This is a genomic window from Micromonospora sp. ALFpr18c (assembly GCF_008868155.1).
GTDB lineage: Bacteria > Actinomycetota > Actinomycetes > Mycobacteriales > Micromonosporaceae > Micromonospora.
On the sequence record NZ_WBKR01000066.1, the window covers coordinates 1 to 17,697 of the forward strand.

Genomic DNA, 17,697 nt, shown 5'->3' on the forward strand with positions numbered 1-17,697 from the left:
CGCACGTCCTCACGGGCTCGGGGCCGGGGTGCCACCGAGCCTAGGCGTGGTTGCGCGTGGTGGGCAACCCGTTGCGCTCTCCGCAACGGGGTCAGTCAGGGCAGTGTCAGCCCGTACGCGGCCAGCACCTCCGCGATCGGCTGGTAGTAGGTGGTGCCGCCGGCCGTGCAGTTGCCGGTACCGCCGGAGAGGATGCCGAGGATGGTGCCGGTGGAGGCCACGTACAGCGGTCCGCCGCTGTCCCCCGGCTCGGCGCAGATGTTGGTGCGGATCAGCCCGTAGATCACGCCGGTGGAGTAGTTGACGGTCTGGTTGAGGCCGGTGACGGTGCCGCAGCGCACGCCCGTGGTGCTGCCGCTGCGACACACCGCCTGACCGATGTACGCGGTGCCCGTGCCGTAGACGGTGAGCAGGCCGGGGTACGTGTAGATGGCGCTCGGATGGGCGATCCGGCCGGTGTATCGGATCAGCCCGTAGTCGTTGCCGGGATAGCTGGTGGCGGTGCGGGTGCCGAGCACGGTGGTCTGGGCGCTGTCGGCGTACCAGGTGCTGGCGGTGGTCGTGCAGTGCCCAGCGGTGATGACGTAGTAGGTGCTGCCGCTGCGCACGTTCGCGCCGAGCGAGCAGCGGCCGCCACCGCCGTAGACGGCCTGGCCGGCGGCGATCAGGGGCCGCAGGGTCCCCGGCTCCCGGCGCAGCTGCGCGCCGGCCCGCTCGGCCACCGCCCGTAGCGCCGTCAGCTCGGCGGGCGCCACGGTGTCGTCGACGGTGAGGGCCATCCGGCCGGTGGCCGGGTCGAGGCCCCAGGCGGTACCCGCGGTGCGTACCCCGGCCAGCACGGCGGCCGGATCGGCGGTGGCCCGGTCGGGCACGGCGGCCTGCGCGGCGCCGGGCGCGACGAGCAGGAGGACGGTCAGGACGAGGGCGACGAGCGGGGAGCGGCGCATCCGAACCTCCGCAAAGATCGAGATTGATGGATGCGACAAGCATCGCCCGACGGCCGATGCCATGGCAACCTCGCGCCGACGTCACACCCGTGGGATTCGCCGATCCTCGGACGGGTGCCGCCAGATCTACGTCTTTCGGGCCGGCGAGTTGCTCGAGACCTCGGCCGTGTCCGTGCCCGGCCGGTCCACCCGGATCGCGCCGTACACCCACCTGGTGCTGCTGGTCGGCGTGGCCGTCACGGCGACCTCCTTCGATCTGGTCGTCGACCGTCCGACGGGACCGACACCGGCGCGGTGGCTGATGCTGATCATCGGCGGGCCGCTGGTGTTCGTGCTCGGCCGGGCACTGTTCACCTATCTGCTGTCCGCCCGCCTGCCGTACCAGCGAATTGCGTGGCAACTGCTGCCCCTGCTGATGCTGCCCTGGGCCGGCGGCTGGCCACCGGTGCTGGTCACCGCGATCATGGTCCTCGCGCTGGCCGGGCACGTCCTGGTCCCCGTGGCCGACGGCCGGGAAACCACGCGAGGGCTCGGACCGCGACGACCCGCCGGATGACCTCCACGGTCAGGCGAGGTGCCGACCGGCCCAGTCGGCGAGGTCCCGGGCGCAGGCGTCCACCGAATCCCGCCACGTCCGGGCCGCGCCGTCGCCCGCCTCGTCGCTGACCTGCTTGACCAGCCGGCACGGCACGCCGGCCTGCGCGGCGGCCCACGCCACCGCGTACCCCTCCATGTCGACCAGGTCGGCGCGCTGCGCCAACCGGTCCCGCGCGTCGTCGTCGGCCACGAACGTGTCGCCGGTGGCCAGCACCGCGCCCTCGGCGGCCAACGCCAGGGGTGCGCCGTAGGTCTCGCCGGTGAGCGTGCGCAGCAGGGCCGTGTCCAGGTCGTGCTGGAGCACGGTGGCGACCTCGTGGATGCCCGCCCACCCGGGGCGCAGCGCACCGGCCGTACCCAGGTTCAGCAGCAGGCTGGGACGCGGCCCGGCGGCCAGCACCGCCGACACCGCGCTGGCGGCGTTCACCTTGCCCATGCCGGTGAGCAGCACCGGCAGGTCCGGCGGCAGGTAGCGGGCCTCCTCCCCGACGGCGAGCACCACCAACGGACGATCGGCGCGGATCGTACCCCGAAGAATCACCGGAGCATCGTACGGGCCCAGCGCTCGCCCACCGCCCGCACCCAGCCACCGTTCAGCGCGGTCGCATCGCGCGTCCAGCAACGTGCGGCAGGCTGGTCCCGCGAGCCACCGGACCCCGGCGGTCCGGGCCGCGACGAAAGAGGTGACGAGGGTGTACGACGGGCAGGAGTTCCTCCGCGACAACCGCTGGTGCCTGAGCCGGCGCGCCCTGCTGACCGGGGCCGGTGCGGTCGGCGCCGCCGGCCTGCTGAGCGCCTGCGGCACCGGCGACAGCCCGGCCGGTCAGGCCACCGCCACGGCCGGCGCCGTGCTGGCCCAGACCGCCGACGTACCGGTGGGCGGCGGCACGGTGACCAGCGGCGTGCTGGTCGTCCAACCGGAGGCGGGCACGTTCCGGGCGTACGACGCGACCTGCCCGCACCAGGGCGTACGGGTCGGCGCTCCCCGCGACGGGGTGATCACCTGCCCCGCGCACAAGTCCACCTTCGCGGTCGCCGACGGCGCCCGCCTCGACGGTCCCGCCCCGAAGGGCCTGACCGAAATCCCGATCACGGTCGACGGTACGACGATCACCCGCGCCTGACCCCGCCCGGTCAGTCGTCGGCGAAGCGGTACAGGACGAAGTCCTTCTCCGCGCCGCAGGGGAACTCGACCCCGCATCGTACGCAGAGCGCGCCGCCCCGCTGATCACTCGGTCAGGTGGCACACTCCGACGACCTGGCCACCGCTGATCTCCCCGGTCGGGTCGAACCCGAGCTTCAGGTAGAATGCCTCCGGACCGTCCCGTCCCGGTTCCCACGTCGTGTACACGCGGTCGCGCCCACGTGCGCGAGCCTCGTCGCGGACGGCCCGCACCGCGAAGCGCCCGTACCCCCGCCCCTGGTGTTCGGCGGCGATGTTCAGCCGCCACAGACCCGATCGCAGGTCGTCGGGCTGGTCCGGGTGCCACCCGATGTCGAAGAAGCCCATCAGGAAGCCGACGATCTCGTCGCCCTCGACGATCAGGCGTGGCCAGGCGATCTCGGGCTGCGCGTACGCCTCGGCGAGGGACCAGGCGACCGGGGACACGAACTTCTCCTGCTCCGGTCGGACGGTCAGCCGGCACGCGGCCTCGACGTTGTCCTGAGTGATCCTCACCAGTCGCGGCACGCCAGCCACCCTACCGAGCGACCACGGGTCCACCTACCCCGCGACTGCGGCACATCAAGGTGGCGACCTTCCGGGCGGTGACGGCAGGACGTAAGAAGACCGCAAGATCTGCGGAATCGCCGGCCGTACCGGTGCTGGCTACGCTGGTCGGGGAGGTGACCGGTGACCCAGCGGGTGCTCGTGGTCGACGACGACCGGACCGTCAGCGACGTGGTCTGCCGCTACCTGGAGCACGCCGGGTACGACGTCAGCCACGCCGGGGACGGCCTGGCCGCCCTGGAGGCCGTCCGGGACCGGGCGCCGCACCTGGTGGTGCTGGATCTGATGCTGCCCGGGCTGGACGGGTTGCAGGTGTGCCGGCGGCTGCGGGAGCGGCCGGACGGCGTACCCATCATCATGTTGACCGCGCGTGGCGACGAGGCGGACCGGGTGCTCGGCCTGCAACTGGGCGCCGACGACTACCTGAGTAAGCCGTTCTCCCCGCGTGAGCTGGTGCTGCGTGTCGGATCGGTGCTGCGCCGGGCCGGCGAGCCGGCCGGGCCGCCGGCCGAGATGCTGGCCGACGCGGGCCTGCAGGTCGCGACCGGGCCGCGGATCGCGCGGTTGGACGGCCGCGAGCTGGCCCTGACGGTGCGGGAGTTCGACCTGTTGGCGCACCTGATGCGGCACCCGCGGCGGGCGTTTCGTCGCACCGAGCTGCTGGAGCGGGTGTGGGGGTGGAACTTCGGCGACCAGTCCACGGTGACGGTCCACGTGCGGCGGCTCCGGGAGAAGATCGAGGACGACCCGGCCGAGCCGCGCCGGATCGTCACGGTCTGGGGCGTCGGCTACCGGTACGAGCCGGCCGATGCGTGACCTGGCGCTGATCTTCGCGGCGGCCCTCGCGGCGGCCCTCGGTGTGGGTGTGCTCGGCGCGCTGATCCTGCGGCTGCTGCGCGACCGGTCGATCACCGTACACGTGTGCGTCCTGCTCACGATCACGGTCGCCGCCGTGGTGGCCGGGGTCGTCGTGGTCGCGCAGGCGATGTTCCTGTCCCCGCACGATCTCCAGGTCGTGCTGCTCACCGTCGCCGCGGCGGCGGCCGTGAGTCTCGCCGTCGGCTGGTATTTCGGGCGGCGGCTGGCGGCGGCCGCGGTCTGGGCGGACCAGGCCCGGGAACGCGAACGACGGGTCGAGAAGGGCCGCCGGGACCTGGTGGCCTGGGTGTCGCACGACCTGCGGACTCCGCTGGCCGGTCTGCGGGCGATGGCCGAGGCGCTGGAGGACGGGGTGGTCGACGACCCGGCGACGGTCGCCGAGTACCACCGCCGTATCCGGACGCAGACCGACCGGATGACGCGCCTCGTCGACGACCTGTTCGAGCTGTCCCGGATCAACGCGGGCGCGCTGCGGCTGACGATGTCGGCGGTGCCGCTGGGCGAGGTGGTCTCCGACGCGCTGTCCGGCACCGCACCGCTGGCCGAGGCCCGACGCATCCGCCTGGTCGCCGCCGAGTCGGGGTGGCCCACCGTGCTGGCCAGCGAGCCCGAGCTGGCCCGGGTGGTGGGCAATCTGCTGCTCAACGCGGTGCGCTACACACCGAGCGACGGCACCGTCCGGGTGGACGCGGGGTGTGAACGCGACGCGGCCTGGCTGGCGGTCGCGGACACCTGCGGTGGCATTCCGGAGGGCGACCTGCCCCGACTGTTCGATGTGGCGTTCCGGGGCGAGCCGGCCCGGACGCCCGACTCGGGTGGGGACGGCTCCGGCGGGCTGGGGTTGGCGATCGTGCGGGGGCTGGTCGAGGCGCACGGTGGCCGGGTGGACGTGCAGAACGTGGTCGGTGGCTGTCGCTTCGTGGTCCGCCTCCCGGCGGCGTGACGTTGCCGGCGTCAGCGGCTCGGCCCCAGCTCACCGAACCAGCGCCGGCCCCGACGGAACAGCTGCCGCACGCCGAGCCCCGCCGCGCCGGCGACCGGGTGCACGGCGTGCACGTCGAGGCGGGCCCAGCGGAACGCGGGCCCGAGCAGTAACCGGCCGGCCCGGTGCGCGGCGGCCACCCGGGCCTGGCCCTGCCACAGCCCGGCGCCGGCCGGCTCCAGCTCGACCAGCACCGTGCCGCCGGGTACCAGCAGTTCCCGGCACCGGCGCAGCAACGCGACCGGGTCGCCGCCGATGCCGATGTTGCCGTCGATCAGCACGGCGTGCGCCCAGCGGCCCTCGCCGGGCAGCGGGTCGAACAGGTCGCGGCGCAGGGCCACCGCACCGCGGGCGCGGGTCAGTCGTACGGCCGCCGCCGACACGTCCACACCCACCGCCGTGAGCCCCGCGCGGGTCAACGCCACGGTGAGCCGGCCCGGCCCGCAGCCGAGGTCGAGCGTCGGCCCGGCACAGCGGGTGACCAGCCCCGCGACCGCCGGCTCGGCGTCGCCGTGCCAGCGGTCCACTGGCAGTGACCTGCGGACGCCGTCACCGTCCACCAGCCACCGCCCGGCGGACGCGGGGTCGGCCAGGACGGCGGCGAACCCGTCCGCGCCGATGCTGCCGGCGGGTCCCGCGACGGCGACCCGCGGGGCCGTGTCGACCGGGTTCACCGCCGGCTCCCCGGCACCAGGGTGAGGCGGACCGCCGCGACCTGCCGGGCGAACCGACCGTCGGGCACCTCCACCGCGACGGCCAGGGCGTCCGGCCACTCGTCGACGTCGCGCAGCACCGGCAGCGGCGCGGTGCGCAGCTCCCGCCCGCTCAATGCCGCCCACGTGTCGCGGCCGGTGTGCGGCGTCGACATCGGCACCTCGCGCAGCACCCCCGCGTGTCGGGGATCGCGCAGCCCGAGCGACCACCAGCCGCCGTCGGCCGCGCGGCCGAGGACCGCGTCGGCGGCGCGCAGCCGGCGGATCGCGGCGGCCAGCCGGGCCGGGGTCAGCTGCGGGGTGTCCATCCCGATCTGCAGCACCGGCCGCCCCGGGTACGCCTCGGCCACCTCGGCGTACGCGTTGGCGAGCCGGTCGCCGAGCCCGCCGCCCCGCTGCTCCAGCACCTCCCATCCGGTCAGCGCGGTGGTCAACGCGGCGGCGTCCTCGGCCTCGGCCAGCCGGCCGGTGAACGCCAGCACCGGGGTCACGCCCGGGGTGGCGCGGACGGCGTCGAGGGTGTCGCGCAACGCGGCGGCGGCGATCCGGGCCGCCTGCGCGGCGGTGGCCGGCGGACAGAGTCGGGTCTTCACCGCACCGGGTACGGGCGCCTTGGCGACCACCAGCAGGACCGTCACCGGGAGCCGTCCACGGTCCGCAGCACACCGGCGAAGTCGCGGGTGGCGCGCAGGGTGCCCCGGACCGAGCCGGACACCTTGGAGCGGGTGCCGGCGGCCCGAGGCGCGTACGTGACGTCCAGTTCGTGGATCCGCCAGCCGGCGGCGGCGGCCCGGATCAGCAGTTCGAGGGGGTAGCCGAAGGCCCGGTCGGTGACCCCGAGGGAGAGCAGCGCGTCGCGGCGGGCCACCCGGATCGGGCTGAGATCCCGCAGCGGTACGCCCCGGCGGCGCAGCAGCGCGGCGACCAGCGCGGTGCCGACACGGGCGTGCCAGGGCCACACGCCGGCGCCGACGGGTCGCCGCCGGCCCACACTGAGATCCGCGATGCCGGCGGCCACCGGTGCCACCAGCGCGGGCAGCTCTGCTGGGTCGAACGAGCCGTCGGCGTCGAGGACGCACACGAGGTCACCGTCGGCGGCCTCCAGTCCGGCGTGCACCGCCGCGCCGTACCCACGGCGGGGCTCGTGGACGACCCGGGCACCGTGCCGGGCCGCGACCTCGGGTGAACCGTCGCGGGAACCGTTGTCCACCACGATGGCCCGGTAGCCGGCCGGCAGTGCGGTGAGCACGCCGGGCAGGGCGGCCGCCTCGTCCAGGCAGGGCAGCACCACGTCGATCTGAGTCGCCATACCGCCGACGCTAGGGCGGTACCCGGCGGGCGGAGGCCGAAATGTGCTTACCGAACCCTTACCACCTGGGCATTTCTTACCGTCCGGTGACGGCCCGGCGGTTCCACGGCGCGGAGGCCGGCAGTCGCCGTACCGTCCGGTGGTCATGACCTCGACCACCGGACCCCCGACCGCCTCCGGGCGGACGCCGACCCGCCGCCGTCCCGGTGACCTGCTGGTGCTGGGCGTGGAGGCGACGCTGCTCGCCGCGGCCGTGCTGGTGGGCGCGGTGCTGAACGCGCGGGACGCCGGCCTGCACGCCGACGCCGCCCCGCTGTACGCGACGTGGGGCCCTCACGTCGGCTGGGGCAGCCCCGCCGCGGTGCTGGTCGCGGTCGCGGTGGTGGCCTGGGGCGCGCGCTGGGCGCGTACCGCCCGCTGGGGCCTCCTGCTGGTCGCCGCGTGGCTGACGGCGGTGGCGTGGACGCTGTCGCTGGCCCTGGTGGACGGCTGGTCGGCGGGTCTGGCGGAGCGACTGACGCCGCAGGCCGAGTACCTGCACGAGGTTCCCCGGATCACCGACATCCCGGCGATGCTGGCCGGCTTCACCGACCGGATCGCGGACTTCCAGCCGGACTCCTGGTCCACCCACACCGCCGGTCACCCGCCGGGCGCGCTGCTGATCTTCGTCTGGCTGGACCGGATCGGCCTCGGCGGAGGTGCCGCCGCCGCGCTGGCGTGCGTGCTGGTCGGGGCCACCGTCGCGGTGTCGGTGCCGGTCACGCTGCGGGCCCTCGGCGCGGCCGACGCCGCCCGCGCGGTCATCCCCTTCCTGGTGCTGCTGCCGGGTGCGGTCTGGGTGGGCGCCTCCGCCGACGGGATCTTCGCCGCCGTGGTGGCCGCCGGGCTGGCCTTGCTGGCGGTCCGTGGCCGGGCCACCGCCGCGGCCGGTGGCGCGCTGCTCGGCTTCGCGCTGCACCTCTCGTACGGGTTCCTGCTGGTCGGCGTGCTGGCGCTGGCCGTGCTGGCGCTGCGCCGTACCCATCGGTGGGGTGCCCTGCTCACCGCCGGCGCCGGAGTGGCCGCCGTGACGGCGGCCTTCGTCGCGGCTGGTTTCCCCTGGTGGGTCGGCTACCAACTGGTCGTCGAGCGGTACTACCAGGGCTGGGCGGCCGACCGCCCGTACGGCTACTGGGTGTGGGCCAACCTGGCCGCGCTGCTGCTCAGCGCCGGTCCGGTGCTCGGGCCGGCGCTGCGCCGGGTGCTGTCGACCGCCCGGTCCCGGTGGCCGGCGCCGCAGGGCTCGCTGCCGTCCCGCGTGGACGCGGCGGTACGCGCGGCCGGCCCCACCGTGCTGCTGCCGCTCGCGGCCCTGGTCACGGTGCTCGGGGCGGACCTGTCCGGGCTGAGCAAGGCCGAGGTGGAGCGGATCTGGCTGCCGTTCATCGTGTGGCTGCTGGTGGCCGCCGCCCACCTGCCGGCGGGGTCGCGGCGCTGGTGGCTGGCCGCGCAGGCGGCCACCGCGCTGGCCGTCAACCACCTGGTCTGGACGGTGTCCTAGCGATGTCCTAGCGATGTCCTAGCCGCAGCCCGCTGCCCGCTCCCCGCAGCCCGCAGCCCGCACCCGACCCGGTCGTCATCCTCGGCCACCTCCACCGGTCGGGGTGCTCCGGGGCGCGACCACTCGGTTGAGCGTGATGCCTGTGAGTCATCTTGATGACTCACAGGCATCACGCTCATTCAGATATGCCTCGCCCGGGCGGCGCCGTCCAGGGGCGAGGGGGCGAGGGCCGAGGGCGGCGAGGGACGAGGTCGCGGAGACCGACGGTCGCGGAGACCGACGGTGGTTCAGCCAGCGACGGCGGCCGGTTCGCGCAACGGGTCGGTGGCGAAGCCGGCCACCCCGTCGGCGAAGCTGACCCGGGCGGTGTAGTCGAGCAGTTCGGCGGCACGGCGGGGGTCGGCCACCACATGCCGGACGTCGGCCGCCCGCGCTCCGCCGACCACCCGCGGGGCCGGGCCGCCCATCGCCGCGGCGAGGGTGACCGCCAACTCGCCGACGGTGTGCGGCTCACCGGAGCAGACGTTCACCGGTGTGAGCGTGGCCGGCGGCGCGGTGCTGGCCAGGGCGAGCAGGTTGGCCCGTGCCACGTCGGTGACGTGCACGAAATCGCGGCGCTGCCGGCCGTCCTCCAGCACGCGGGGCGCCTCACCGGCGGCCAGCGCCGATCGGAAGATCGACGCCACCCCGGCGTACGGGGTGTCGCGGGGCATCCGGGGGCCGTAGACGTTGTGGTAGCGCAACGCCCAGACCGCGCCGCCGGTCTGCCGCGCCCACGCCGCCGCCAGGTGTTCCTGGGCGAGCTTGCTCGCGGCGTACGTGCTGCGCGGCTCCAGTGGAGCGTCCTCGGGCACCAGCGCCGGGTCGAGGCCGAGGTCGCAGCGCGGGCAGGTCGGGTCGTACCGGCCGGCGGCCACGTCCTCGGGCCGGCGGGGCGCGGGACGCACCGCCCCGTGGGCGGGGCAGGTGTAGCGCCCCTCGCCGTAGACCACCATCGAGCTGGCCAGCACCAGCCGGCCGATCCCGGCGCGGTGCAGCGCCGCCAGCAGCACCGCCGTGCCGTAGTCGTTGTGCGCGACGTAGTCGGGGCCGTCCGACGGGTCCAGACCGTGCCCGACCATCGCCGCCTGGTGGCAGACCGCGTCCACGCCGACCAGCAGCCGGTCCAACAGGGGGCCGTCGCGGACGTCGCCGCGGACCACGTCGTGCCGGCGCGACCAGGCGGGCAACTCCCCGCCGTGCGCCTGGGACAGCAGCGCGTCCAGCGCCACCACGTCGTGCCCCTGATCGAGGAGCAGGTCGACGACCTGCGACCCGATGAAACCGGCCGCGCCGGTGACCAGTACCCGCATTCCCGTCACGGTAGGGCGGGACGGGTGCCCGGTGGGCCGGTTCGCGTGACCCGTAAGGAGTTCACAACAGATTCCGGTCGGTAAGCGTTCGGTAATGCGGCAAACCCGGAACCGCGCCACCGATGCGGTCTAACCTGCCGGCAGTACGAGGAGGGAGCTGCGGTGTCTCCGAAACCACCCGGGGTGGACACGGTCGAGCGAAGCTGGCGCAGTCCGCTGCGCGGCCCCTGGCTCACCGCGATCTACGGGACGGCGCTGCTGGTCGCGCTGCCCCTGGTGATCATCACTGGGCTGCTCGACTACGCCGCCTACGGTCCTCGGTTCGACCAGGCGTTCCCGACGAACGTGGGCTGGCTGCGGCTGCCCGCCTTCGACTGGCCGACCAGGCCGTCCTGGCTGTTCCGGGTCACCCAGGGGCTGCACGTGACGCTCGGGATCGTGCTCATCCCGGTGGTGCTGGGCAAGCTGTGGTCGGTGCTGCCGAAGCTGTTCGACTGGCCGCCGGCCCGCTCGCTGGCCCAGGCGCTGGAACGACTCACCCTGCTGCTGCTGGTCGGCGGGATCCTGTTCCAGATCGCCACCGGCCTGCTCAACATCCAGTACTCGTACGTGTTCGGGTTCGACTTCTACACCGCCCACTACTTCGGCGCCTGGATCTTCACCGGGGCGTTCGTGGCGCACGTGGTCATCAAGTTTCCCCGGCTGGTGACCGCGCTGCGGTCCCGACCGCTGGGCGCGGAGGCACGGACGTCGCGCGCCGCGACCCGGCCCGAGCCGCCCGACCCGGACGGCCTGGTCGCCGCCGTACCCGGCCCGGCCACCGTCAGCCGGCGCGGCGCGGTCGGCCTGGTCGGAGGCGGGGCGCTGCTGCTCGCCGTCCTCACCATCGGGCAGAGCCTCGACGGTCCGCTGCGCCGCACCGCGCTGCTGCTGCCCCGGGGACGACAGCCCGGCCCCGGGCCGAACGGCTTCCCGGTCAACCGCACCGTCGCCGCCGCCGGCGTACGCCCCGAGCAGACCGGCCCCGGCTGGCGGCTGGCCCTGCGCGGCAACGGCCGGACGGTGACCCTGGACCGGCCCGCGCTGCTGGCCATGGCGCAGCACACCGCCGCCCTGCCGATCTCCTGCGTGGAGGGCTGGTCGACCCGGCAGACGTGGACCGGCGTACGGCTGCGTGACCTGGCCGCCCTGGCCGGTGTCGCCGAGCCGGCCAGCGCGCGGGTGTCGTCGCTGGAGCAGGCCGGGCTGTTCCGCACGGCGATCCTCGCGTCCAATCAGGTCCTCGATCCGGACTCGCTGCTCGCCCTGCGGGTCAACGGTGTCGACCTCTCCCCCGACCACGGCTACCCGGCGCGGGTCATCGTGCCGGCCCTGCCCGGGGTGCACTGCACGAAATGGGTCGCCGAGATCGACTTCCGGGGCCGGGCCGATGGCTGAGCGGGCCGCCCGGCTGCGCGCCCGCTACGGCGCCGGGCCTTGGCACCTGGTCCTGGTGACGGCCGCCATCGTGCTCGCCGGCTGGGTGGCGTTGCGGGTGGCCGACGAGGCGACGGCCGGGCGGATGCTGCTGTGGTTCCTCGGCGCCGTCATTGCCCACGACCTGGTGCTGTTCCCGGTGTACGCGGCCGTCGACCGCGTCCTGCGTACGCTGGTTCGCGGCCGTGTCACGCTGCTCAACCACCTGCGGGTGCCGGCGCTCGGCAGCGCGCTGCTGTTCCTGGTCTACTCCCCCGGAATCCTCCGCCTCGGCGAGACCACCCACCTCGCGGCGACCGGCCAGGACCAGCGTCCGTACCTGGTGCGCTGGCTCCTGCTCAGCGCGGCGCTGTTCCTGATCAGTGCGCTCGGCTGGCTCCTGCGGCGTCGTCAGGCGTCATCGAAGCGGTCGGAGAGCGCGTAGCGGAGCAGGACCACGTCGCCGATCTGCCGGGCCTCGGCCAGCCGGGCGCGGTGGCCCGGGTGCCAGGGGAAACGTCCCTCGCCGACGAACCGGGGCGCCCGGCCGTCACCGACGAAGAACGGTGCCACCACGAGGTGCAGCTCGTCGGCGAGGCCGGCGGTGAGGAACTGGGCGTGCACCGTCCCGCCGCCCTCCACCATGAGCCGCCGTACGCCCCGTGCGGCCAGGTCGGCCAGCAGCCAGGCGGGGTCGATCGGCTCGCCCGCGTCGACGATGGTGGCCGCCCGACCGCACCGTTCCCGGGTCTTGTCCAGCGCGCCGGTGGCGCAGTAGACGAGGCGGGTGGCATCACCGACGGTGAAGAACCGGGCGGTCGGATCGAGGTCACCCCGGGCGGTCAACGTGACCTTGCAGGGCGAGGCCGATCGGCCGGACGCCACCCGCTCGGCCCGGCGTGCCGCGCTGCGCACCAGCAGCCGGGGGTCGTCGCGGCGGACGGTGCCGGCGCCGACGAGGATCGCGTCGCAGCTGGCCCGGACGGCGTCGACGCGGTCCAGGTCGTCCTCGTTGGACAGCAGGAGCCGCTGCTCGGTGGCGTCGTCGATGTACCCGTCGATCGAGGTGGCGCAGCTCAACAGCACGTACGGCCGCGCCGGCCGGCAGCTCACCGGGCGTCGGGCCGGTCGGGGGTCAGGCCCGCCAGCGCCTCGGCCGCCTCGGTCTCCGCCGCCTTGGCCGCCTTCGCCGCCAGGTAGTGGGCGTTGGCCGGGGAGAGGAAGACGCTCGTGGGGATCCGTTCGGCGACGTCCACGCCGAGGCGGGTCAGCTGCTCGGCCTTGTCCGGGTTGCTGCTGAGCAGACGGACCCGTGGCACACCCAGGGTGGCGAGCATCTGCGCGGCGGCGGTGTAGTCCCGCTCGTCCTCGCCCCGGCCGAGCGCGACGTTGGCCTGGTAGGTGTCCAGCCCCGCGTCCTGCAACGCGTACGCGTCGAGCTTGGCGTACAGGCCGATGCCCCGGCCCTCCTGGCGCAGGTAGAGCAGGAAACCACCGGTCTCGGTGATCCGCTGCACCGCCTCACGCAGCTGCGGACCGCAGTCGCAGCGTTGGCTGCCGAACACGTCCCCGGTCAGGCATTCGCTGTGCGGCCGGACCAGCGGGGCTTCGCCACCGGCGGCGAGCCGGTCCAGCGCGCCCGCCCAGTCGCCGAGACCGAGGGCGAGGTGCTCCCGACCGTCCACCAGCCCCTTGAACGAGAACACCCGGACGGTCGTGGTGTAGCCGTCCGGAAACGCCAGCGGCACCGTGACCTGCGTACGGATCGTGGCGACCGGCAATGCTTCGGGCATGGGACACCTTTGTCCGGCGCCACCGTCAGTCGGCGGCGCGTACCGTCTCACAACCGGCTCAACAGTCGACGCCGGGAGTGGCTTCCCGGGTGACCGGAATCCTCCGCCGGGCCAGCAGCACGGCGGCGCCGGGCAGGCTGGCGACCAGCACCAGCGCACCGTAGACGGTGCCGGTGGCGACGCCCTGGGCCGCGCTGAGTCCCGCCGCGCCGAACGCCCACGCGGCGACGCCCTCGCGCGGTCCGAAGCCGGCGATGTTCAGCGGCAACCCCATGGCGAGCAGGGCGAGCAGCGTCAACGGCAGCAGCCGGGACAGCGGGGCGTCCGCGCCGGCGGTGCGTGCCGCCACCAGGAAGGTGGCCAGGTGGCCGGCGACCATCACGGCGGAGGCGACCACCACACCGAACCAGGTGCGGCGCGCCAGCAACCCGGCGCGCACGTCGGCCACGGCGGTCCGCAGTGCCCGCACCCAGCGCGACCCACCGCCACCGGGCAGGGCCCGCGCCGCCAGCACGGTGACCAGACCGCCCCCGACCAGCAGCGCGGCGGCGACCGGCAGGTACGACCGCACCGGTGACGGGAACACGGCGAGCACCACCAGCGCGACACCCACGAGGACGACCTGGCCGGCGGTCCGTTCCCAGATCACCGCGCGGATGCCCCGGCTGACGTCACCGGCGTCACGGCCGTGGCGTACCGCCCGGTGCACGTCGCCGAGCACCCCGCCGGGCAGCGTGGCGTTGAGGAACACGGCCCGGTAGCAGTGCGCCACCGCGGTCGCCAGTGGCAGCCGCACACCCAGGCCACCGGCGACGAGGCTCCACCGCCAGGCCGCGCAGACCGTGGTGAGCACACCGATGACCAGCGCCGCGGCCAACGCCGGCGCGTCGATGAGCCGTACCCCGGCGAGGAACGGGCCGCTGCCCACCTGCCACAGCAGGACGGCGAGCAGACCCACCCCGCCGACCACTCGTGCCCAGGCCCAGACCATCGGCGCCGGCCTCCCCTTGAAGATCGTCCAGTTGCCCTAGTGCACGTACCCGGGGCACGAACAGTTCATCCGCCGGCGAGAAGGTCGCTGTGCTCCACCAGCACGGTGAGCCGGCCGGCAGCCGCGTCGGCCAGCCGGCGGTGGGCGTACGACCGGGTCGGGTCGAGCAGGTCCGGGCGCTGTTCGCACGCCGCGCCCAGCCAGCCCCGGAACCATTCGGCGGCCAGGTCGGCGTGCTGCGGTCCGAGCCGCCACGGGCTGGGCCGTTCCCGCACGTCGACGCCCCGGCGCGCGAACGCGGCGGCGGTGGCCGCGACGGCGTCCGGGCCGAGCAGCCGCCGGCCGTCGACGGTACGACGCTGATGGTCGTTGAACGCGGCCTGCACCGCCGTGTCCAGCGGGTCGGCCGGGGTGAGCCGGACCCGCCCGGTCACCGAGAGGGCGAACAGGGTGGGTCGGCCGGCGCAGGCGGCCACCACCCGGTCGATCTCCTCGGCGGTGAGCATGTCCAGCAGCGCGGACGCGGTGACCAGGGCGGCGTCGGCCAGGTCGGTGGACGTCAGCCGGGTGAGGTCGCCGCAGCGGGTGCTGACGGTGACCGGGGCGCCGTCGGCGGCGGTCAGGCCGGTCATGTCGTCGGCGGCGCGGGCCAGCAGGTCGGCGTCCCGGTCGTGCAGGATCCAGTGCTGCTGGCCGGGCAGCCGGGCGGCCAGCCACCGACCCATCGAACCGGTGCCGCTGCCCAGGTCGTGGATCACCGTCGGGCGCCCGCCGGTCAGCCGGGGTCGCACGGCGTCCACCAGATCCTCGGCGCGGGCCGCCGCGTCGGCGGGCTCGCGCAGCCGCAGCCAGTCGGCGAACGGCAGGGTCTCCTCGACGGTCATGCCGCCACCTCCTCCAGGACGGCGGCCAGCGACGCGGTCGTCACCGGCCAGTCGGTCAGGGTGTCGCGTCGGGCGAGGGCGGCGCGTCGCAGCCGGGCGCGCAGCGCGTCGTCGCCCAGCCAGCGGGCCAACGAGCCGGCCAGCGCGGCCGGGTCGCCCGGGGCGACCAGCAGCCCCGGCAGGTCACCGTCGGGGGCGTGACCGAGCGCCTCCGGCAGGCCCCCGACGTCGGTGCCCAACACCGGCAGGCCACGGGCCAGCGCCTCGGTGACGACCATCCCGTACGTCTCCCCGCGCGACGGCAGCACCAGCAGGTCGGCGCCGGCGTACGCGGCGTCCAGCGCCGCACCGGTCAGCGGTCCGGCCAGCCGGATCCGCTCGACGAGGCCCGCACCGGCCATCCGCGCGCGCAACCGGTGTACGAGGTCCGGCTCCCGGTCCAGCGTCCCCGCGCAGACCAGCGTCCAGCTCAGCCCGGCGAGCGTACACAGGGCGTCGACCAGCACGTCGTGGCCCTTGTGCCGGGCGACCGCCGCGACGCAGAGCAGCCGGTCACCGGCCGCGGAGCCGGGTGCGGGCGGCGCCGGCGTCACCCCCGGGGGCGCGGCCCTGATCCGGTCGGCGAGCAGCGGATGGCGGGCCACCAGCGCGCGGCGGGTCCACTCGCTGGTGGCGACGACGGCCCGCGCGGTGGCCAACGCGCGGGCCTCGGCCTCGTCGTCGAACGGCAGGTGCACGAGGACGACCAGACGCAGCCGCCGGGCGTGCGGGGCGAGCAGATCCGGCACGGTCGAGGCGATCAGGCCGTCGAGCAGCACCACGGCGTCGTCCGGCAGGCCGGCGAGCAGCCGAGCCAGCTCCGCCCGGTCGGCCGGGGCGGGCCGCGGCCACGCGCCGGGCACCGGATGCTCCCGTACCGGCCAGCCCTGCTCGCCGAGCCCCGCGCAGATCCGCCGGTCGTAAAAGTTGCCGCCGCTGGGCGTCGCCGGGTCGTCGATGTCACCGGGCAGGACGACGTGCACCGTACGACCGGTCGTGACCGGCCCGCCGGCGGGCGCCGCGCGGCCCGCGGCGATCACAGCGACCGCCCGTAGCTGGCCCACGCGACGTGTGACTCGTGCAGGGTGACCGTGATGCCGGCCAGCTCCCGCGCTCCCGCGCCCAGCTCGCCGGCGTGCACCCGGTCAGCCAGCCGGTCGGCGACCGTACGGGCCAGCACCTCGGTGGTGGTGTTCACCCCGGTGAACGCCGCCTCGTCGTCGAGGTTGCGGTACGTCAGCTCGCCGAGCACCGCGCGCAACTGCTCGGTGGCCAGGCCGATGTCGACGACGATCCCGTCGGCGTCCAGGTCGGGTCGCCGGAACGTCGCGTCCACCACGAACGTCGCGCCGTGCAGGCGCTGGGCCGGGCCGAACACCTCGCCCCGGAAACTGTGGGCGATCATCATGTGATCCCGAACGGTCACGCTGAACACGGTCACTCCCCGTCGTCGTAGGTGATGAGGTGGCAGAGCGCGGGCAGGTTACCCGTGCTCAGGTTGGCGAGGACGTCGGGCAGGTCCGCGAACCTCGACGCGCCGGTGATCAGCGCGTCGAAGGCCGGGTCGTCGAGCAAATCCAGGGCGAGCGCCAGCCGGTCGGTGTAGCTGCGCCGTCCCCGTCGGGCGGGCGCCACCATGCCGACCTGGCTGCTGCGGACGGTCAGCCGTCCGGAGTGGAACGCCCCACCCAGGGACACCTGCACCTGGCGGTCGCCGTACCAGCTCAGCTCGATCACGGTGCCCTCGGGCCCGAGCAGGTCCAGGGAGCGTTGCAGACCGGCGGCGGTGGCACTGGCGTGCACCACCAGATCCCGGTCGCCGGTCGCGTCGTCCGGCTGGGCGAACCCGACGCCGAGCGCGCCGGCCACCCCGGCCCGGCGGGGGTCGGTGTCGACCAGTTCGACCTGTACGCCGGGGAACCGGGCGAGCAGCGCCGCGACGCAGCAGCCGACCATCCCGGCACCGACGACACTGACCCGGTCGCCGACCAGCGGCGCGGCGTCCCACAGGGCGTTGACGGCGGTCTCCACCGTGCCGGCGAGGACCGCGCGGGCGGGCGGCACGTCATCCGGCACCGGCACCACGGCGTCGACCGGCACGACGTACGCGCTCTGGTGCGGGTGCAGGCAGAACACCGTGCGTCCGAGCAGGTGCGCCGGACCCTGCTCGACCACGCCCACACTCAGGTAGCCGTACTTCACCGGGCCGGGGAAGTCACCCTCCTGGAACGGCGCGCGCATCGCGGCGTACTGGTCGGCGGGCACCCGACCGGCGAAGACCAGCGTCTCGGTGCCCCGGCTGACCCCGGAGTAGCGCGCCCGGACCAGCACCTCGTCGGGGCCCGGGGTGGGCAGCGACACCGGCCGGATCTCGGCCGTGCCGGGCTCGCGCACCCAGCAGGCGTACGCCTCGCGGATCACCGTCGCGCACCTCACCTTTGCTCCCGGCCGAACCGAACGGCCACTTTTTCCGTGTTCCCTGTCGGG

General features: G+C 74.9%; 20 protein-coding genes and 1 pseudogene. 7 read left to right on the forward strand and 14 right to left on the reverse strand.

From position 1 onward, the window contains the following. Window positions 1–95: 95 nt before the first annotated feature. Window positions 96–947 (reverse strand): S1 family peptidase, encoded by an 852-nt coding sequence (locus tag F8271_RS14285; protein ID WP_151490262.1) that lies wholly within the window; start codon window positions 945–947, stop codon window positions 96–98. A gap of 166 nt (window positions 948–1,113) precedes the next feature. Here F8271_RS14285 and F8271_RS14290 point away from each other — a divergent pair, with 166 nt between their 5' ends. Further along, window positions 1,114–1,503, forward strand: a complete 390-nt coding sequence (locus F8271_RS14290) for a low temperature requirement protein A (protein WP_192580285.1) — start codon at window positions 1,114–1,116, stop codon at window positions 1,501–1,503. Window positions 1,504–1,512: 9 nt separating this feature from the next. Here F8271_RS14290 and F8271_RS14295 read toward each other — a convergent pair whose 3' ends face one another. Then, window positions 1,513–2,085 (reverse strand): nucleosidase, encoded by a 573-nt coding sequence (locus F8271_RS14295; protein WP_192580286.1) that lies wholly within the window; start codon window positions 2,083–2,085, stop codon window positions 1,513–1,515. A 151-nt stretch (window positions 2,086–2,236) separates the two neighbouring features. Between F8271_RS14295 and F8271_RS14300 the strand changes: the two genes are divergently transcribed. Continuing rightward, window positions 2,237–2,668 carry a Rieske (2Fe-2S) protein gene (locus F8271_RS14300; RefSeq protein WP_225854537.1) on the forward strand — a complete coding sequence of 144 codons (432 nt, stop codon included), beginning with the start codon at window positions 2,237–2,239 and terminating at the stop codon, window positions 2,666–2,668. A gap of 104 nt (window positions 2,669–2,772) precedes the next feature. Here the strand turns inward: F8271_RS14300 and F8271_RS14305 are convergent, their stop codons facing one another. Next, complete coding sequence (locus F8271_RS14305) at window positions 2,773–3,234, reverse strand: GNAT family N-acetyltransferase (protein WP_151490264.1); 462 nt, start codon at window positions 3,232–3,234, stop codon at window positions 2,773–2,775. Between the two features lie 162 nt (window positions 3,235–3,396). Between F8271_RS14305 and F8271_RS14310 the strand changes: the two genes are divergently transcribed. Further along, window positions 3,397–4,089: a response regulator transcription factor gene (locus tag F8271_RS14310; RefSeq protein ID WP_151490265.1), complete on the forward strand. Its 693-nt coding sequence runs from the start codon at window positions 3,397–3,399 to the stop codon at window positions 4,087–4,089. Then, window positions 4,082–5,095 (forward strand): sensor histidine kinase KdpD, encoded by a 1,014-nt coding sequence (locus tag F8271_RS14315; protein WP_151490266.1) that lies wholly within the window; start codon window positions 4,082–4,084, stop codon window positions 5,093–5,095. Before F8271_RS14310 ends, F8271_RS14315 begins: the two co-directional genes overlap by 8 nt. Before the next feature lie 11 nt (window positions 5,096–5,106). On the opposite strand, the gene F8271_RS14320 is transcribed toward F8271_RS14315, so the two are convergent. The 3 genes from F8271_RS14320 to F8271_RS14330 are packed head-to-tail and all read right to left on the reverse strand — an operon-like array spanning window position 5,107 to window position 7,156. Further along, window positions 5,107–5,808, reverse strand: coding sequence for a class I SAM-dependent methyltransferase (locus F8271_RS14320; RefSeq protein ID WP_370461906.1), 702 nt, complete (start codon window positions 5,806–5,808; stop codon window positions 5,107–5,109). Then, window positions 5,805–6,485 carry a TIGR04282 family arsenosugar biosynthesis glycosyltransferase gene (locus F8271_RS14325; RefSeq protein ID WP_151490267.1) on the reverse strand — a complete coding sequence of 227 codons (681 nt, stop codon included), beginning with the start codon at window positions 6,483–6,485 and terminating at the stop codon, window positions 5,805–5,807. Before F8271_RS14325 ends, F8271_RS14320 begins: the two co-directional genes overlap by 4 nt. Further along, on the reverse strand, window positions 6,482–7,156 hold the full coding sequence (locus F8271_RS14330) for a glycosyltransferase family 2 protein (RefSeq protein WP_151490268.1): 675 nt from the start codon (window positions 7,154–7,156) through the stop codon (window positions 6,482–6,484). The genes F8271_RS14325 and F8271_RS14330 overlap by 4 nt, the downstream gene beginning before the upstream one ends. A 145-nt stretch (window positions 7,157–7,301) precedes the next feature. Here F8271_RS14330 and F8271_RS14335 point away from each other — a divergent pair, with 145 nt between their 5' ends. Then, a complete protein-coding gene (locus tag F8271_RS14335; protein ID WP_151490269.1) occupies window positions 7,302–8,696 on the forward strand; it encodes a hypothetical protein in 1,395 nt (464 codons plus the stop codon). A 287-nt stretch (window positions 8,697–8,983) separates the two neighbouring features. Here the strand turns inward: F8271_RS14335 and F8271_RS14340 are convergent, their stop codons facing one another. After that, the gene (locus tag F8271_RS14340) at window positions 8,984–10,048 is read right to left on the reverse strand and encodes an NAD-dependent epimerase/dehydratase family protein (protein ID WP_151490270.1); all 1,065 of its coding nucleotides are present in this window, start codon (window positions 10,046–10,048) and stop codon (window positions 8,984–8,986) included. Window positions 10,049–10,246: 198 nt separating this feature from the next. Here F8271_RS14340 and F8271_RS14345 point away from each other — a divergent pair. Both F8271_RS14345 and F8271_RS14350 read left to right on the forward strand, forming a co-directional pair. After that, window positions 10,247–11,485 (forward strand): annotated as a pseudogene (locus F8271_RS14345) (molybdopterin-dependent oxidoreductase); the annotation flags it as partial. Further along, window positions 11,478–11,948, forward strand: a complete 471-nt coding sequence (locus F8271_RS14350; protein ID WP_151490272.1) for a hypothetical protein — start codon at window positions 11,478–11,480, stop codon at window positions 11,946–11,948. The pseudogene F8271_RS14345 and the gene F8271_RS14350, both read left to right, overlap by 8 nt. Here F8271_RS14350 and F8271_RS14355 read toward each other — a convergent pair. From F8271_RS14355 to F8271_RS14385, 7 genes are all read right to left on the reverse strand, one after another. After that, window positions 11,915–12,616, reverse strand: coding sequence for a dihydrofolate reductase family protein (locus tag F8271_RS14355; RefSeq protein ID WP_151490273.1), 702 nt, complete (start codon window positions 12,614–12,616; stop codon window positions 11,915–11,917). The two genes, F8271_RS14350 and F8271_RS14355, sit on opposite strands and share 34 nt — an antisense overlap. Next, window positions 12,613–13,296, reverse strand: a complete 684-nt coding sequence (ribA, locus tag F8271_RS14360; RefSeq protein WP_151490274.1) for a GTP cyclohydrolase II — start codon at window positions 13,294–13,296, stop codon at window positions 12,613–12,615. Before ribA ends, F8271_RS14355 begins: the two co-directional genes overlap by 4 nt. Window positions 13,297–13,354: 58 nt before the next feature. After that, on the reverse strand, window positions 13,355–14,287 hold the full coding sequence (locus tag F8271_RS14365; protein WP_151490275.1) for a lysylphosphatidylglycerol synthase transmembrane domain-containing protein: 933 nt from the start codon (window positions 14,285–14,287) through the stop codon (window positions 13,355–13,357). Between the two features lie 65 nt (window positions 14,288–14,352). Further along, window positions 14,353–15,171: a class I SAM-dependent methyltransferase gene (locus tag F8271_RS14370; protein WP_151490276.1), complete on the reverse strand. Its 819-nt coding sequence runs from the start codon at window positions 15,169–15,171 to the stop codon at window positions 14,353–14,355. After that, a complete protein-coding gene (locus F8271_RS14375) occupies window positions 15,168–16,247 on the reverse strand; it encodes a glycosyltransferase family 4 protein (RefSeq protein ID WP_225854540.1) in 1,080 nt (359 codons plus the stop codon). Before F8271_RS14375 ends, F8271_RS14370 begins: the two co-directional genes overlap by 4 nt. Next, window positions 16,247–16,645: a 6-carboxytetrahydropterin synthase gene (locus tag F8271_RS14380; RefSeq protein ID WP_151490277.1), complete on the reverse strand. Its 399-nt coding sequence runs from the start codon at window positions 16,643–16,645 to the stop codon at window positions 16,247–16,249. Before F8271_RS14380 ends, F8271_RS14375 begins: the two co-directional genes overlap by 1 nt. 2 nt (window positions 16,646–16,647) lie before the next feature. After that, window positions 16,648–17,631 (reverse strand): zinc-binding alcohol dehydrogenase, encoded by a 984-nt coding sequence (locus F8271_RS14385; RefSeq protein WP_151490278.1) that lies wholly within the window; start codon window positions 17,629–17,631, stop codon window positions 16,648–16,650. Between the last annotated feature and the right edge of the window lie 66 nt (window positions 17,632–17,697).

Excerpts from the sequence above, each read along its gene's own strand:
- F8271_RS14365 (WP_151490275.1), bottom strand. The coding sequence starts at position 14,287 with ATGGTCTGGGCCTGGGCACGAGTGGTCGGCGGGGTGGGTCTGCTCGCC.
- ribA (WP_151490274.1), bottom strand. The coding sequence starts at position 13,296 with ATGCCCGAAGCATTGCCGGTCGCCACGATCCGTACGCAGGTCACGGTG.
- F8271_RS14285 (WP_151490262.1), bottom strand. The coding sequence starts at position 947 with ATGCGCCGCTCCCCGCTCGTCGCCCTCGTCCTGACCGTCCTCCTGCTC.
- F8271_RS14350 (WP_151490272.1), top strand. The coding sequence starts at position 11,478 with ATGGCTGAGCGGGCCGCCCGGCTGCGCGCCCGCTACGGCGCCGGGCCT.
- F8271_RS14315 (WP_151490266.1), top strand. The coding sequence starts at position 4,082 with ATGCGTGACCTGGCGCTGATCTTCGCGGCGGCCCTCGCGGCGGCCCTC.
- F8271_RS14370 (WP_151490276.1), bottom strand. The coding sequence starts at position 15,171 with ATGACCGTCGAGGAGACCCTGCCGTTCGCCGACTGGCTGCGGCTGCGC.
- F8271_RS14330 (WP_151490268.1), bottom strand. The coding sequence starts at position 7,156 with ATGGCGACTCAGATCGACGTGGTGCTGCCCTGCCTGGACGAGGCGGCC.
- F8271_RS14335 (WP_151490269.1), top strand. The coding sequence starts at position 7,302 with ATGACCTCGACCACCGGACCCCCGACCGCCTCCGGGCGGACGCCGACC.
- F8271_RS14340 (WP_151490270.1), bottom strand. The coding sequence starts at position 10,048 with ATGCGGGTACTGGTCACCGGCGCGGCCGGTTTCATCGGGTCGCAGGTC.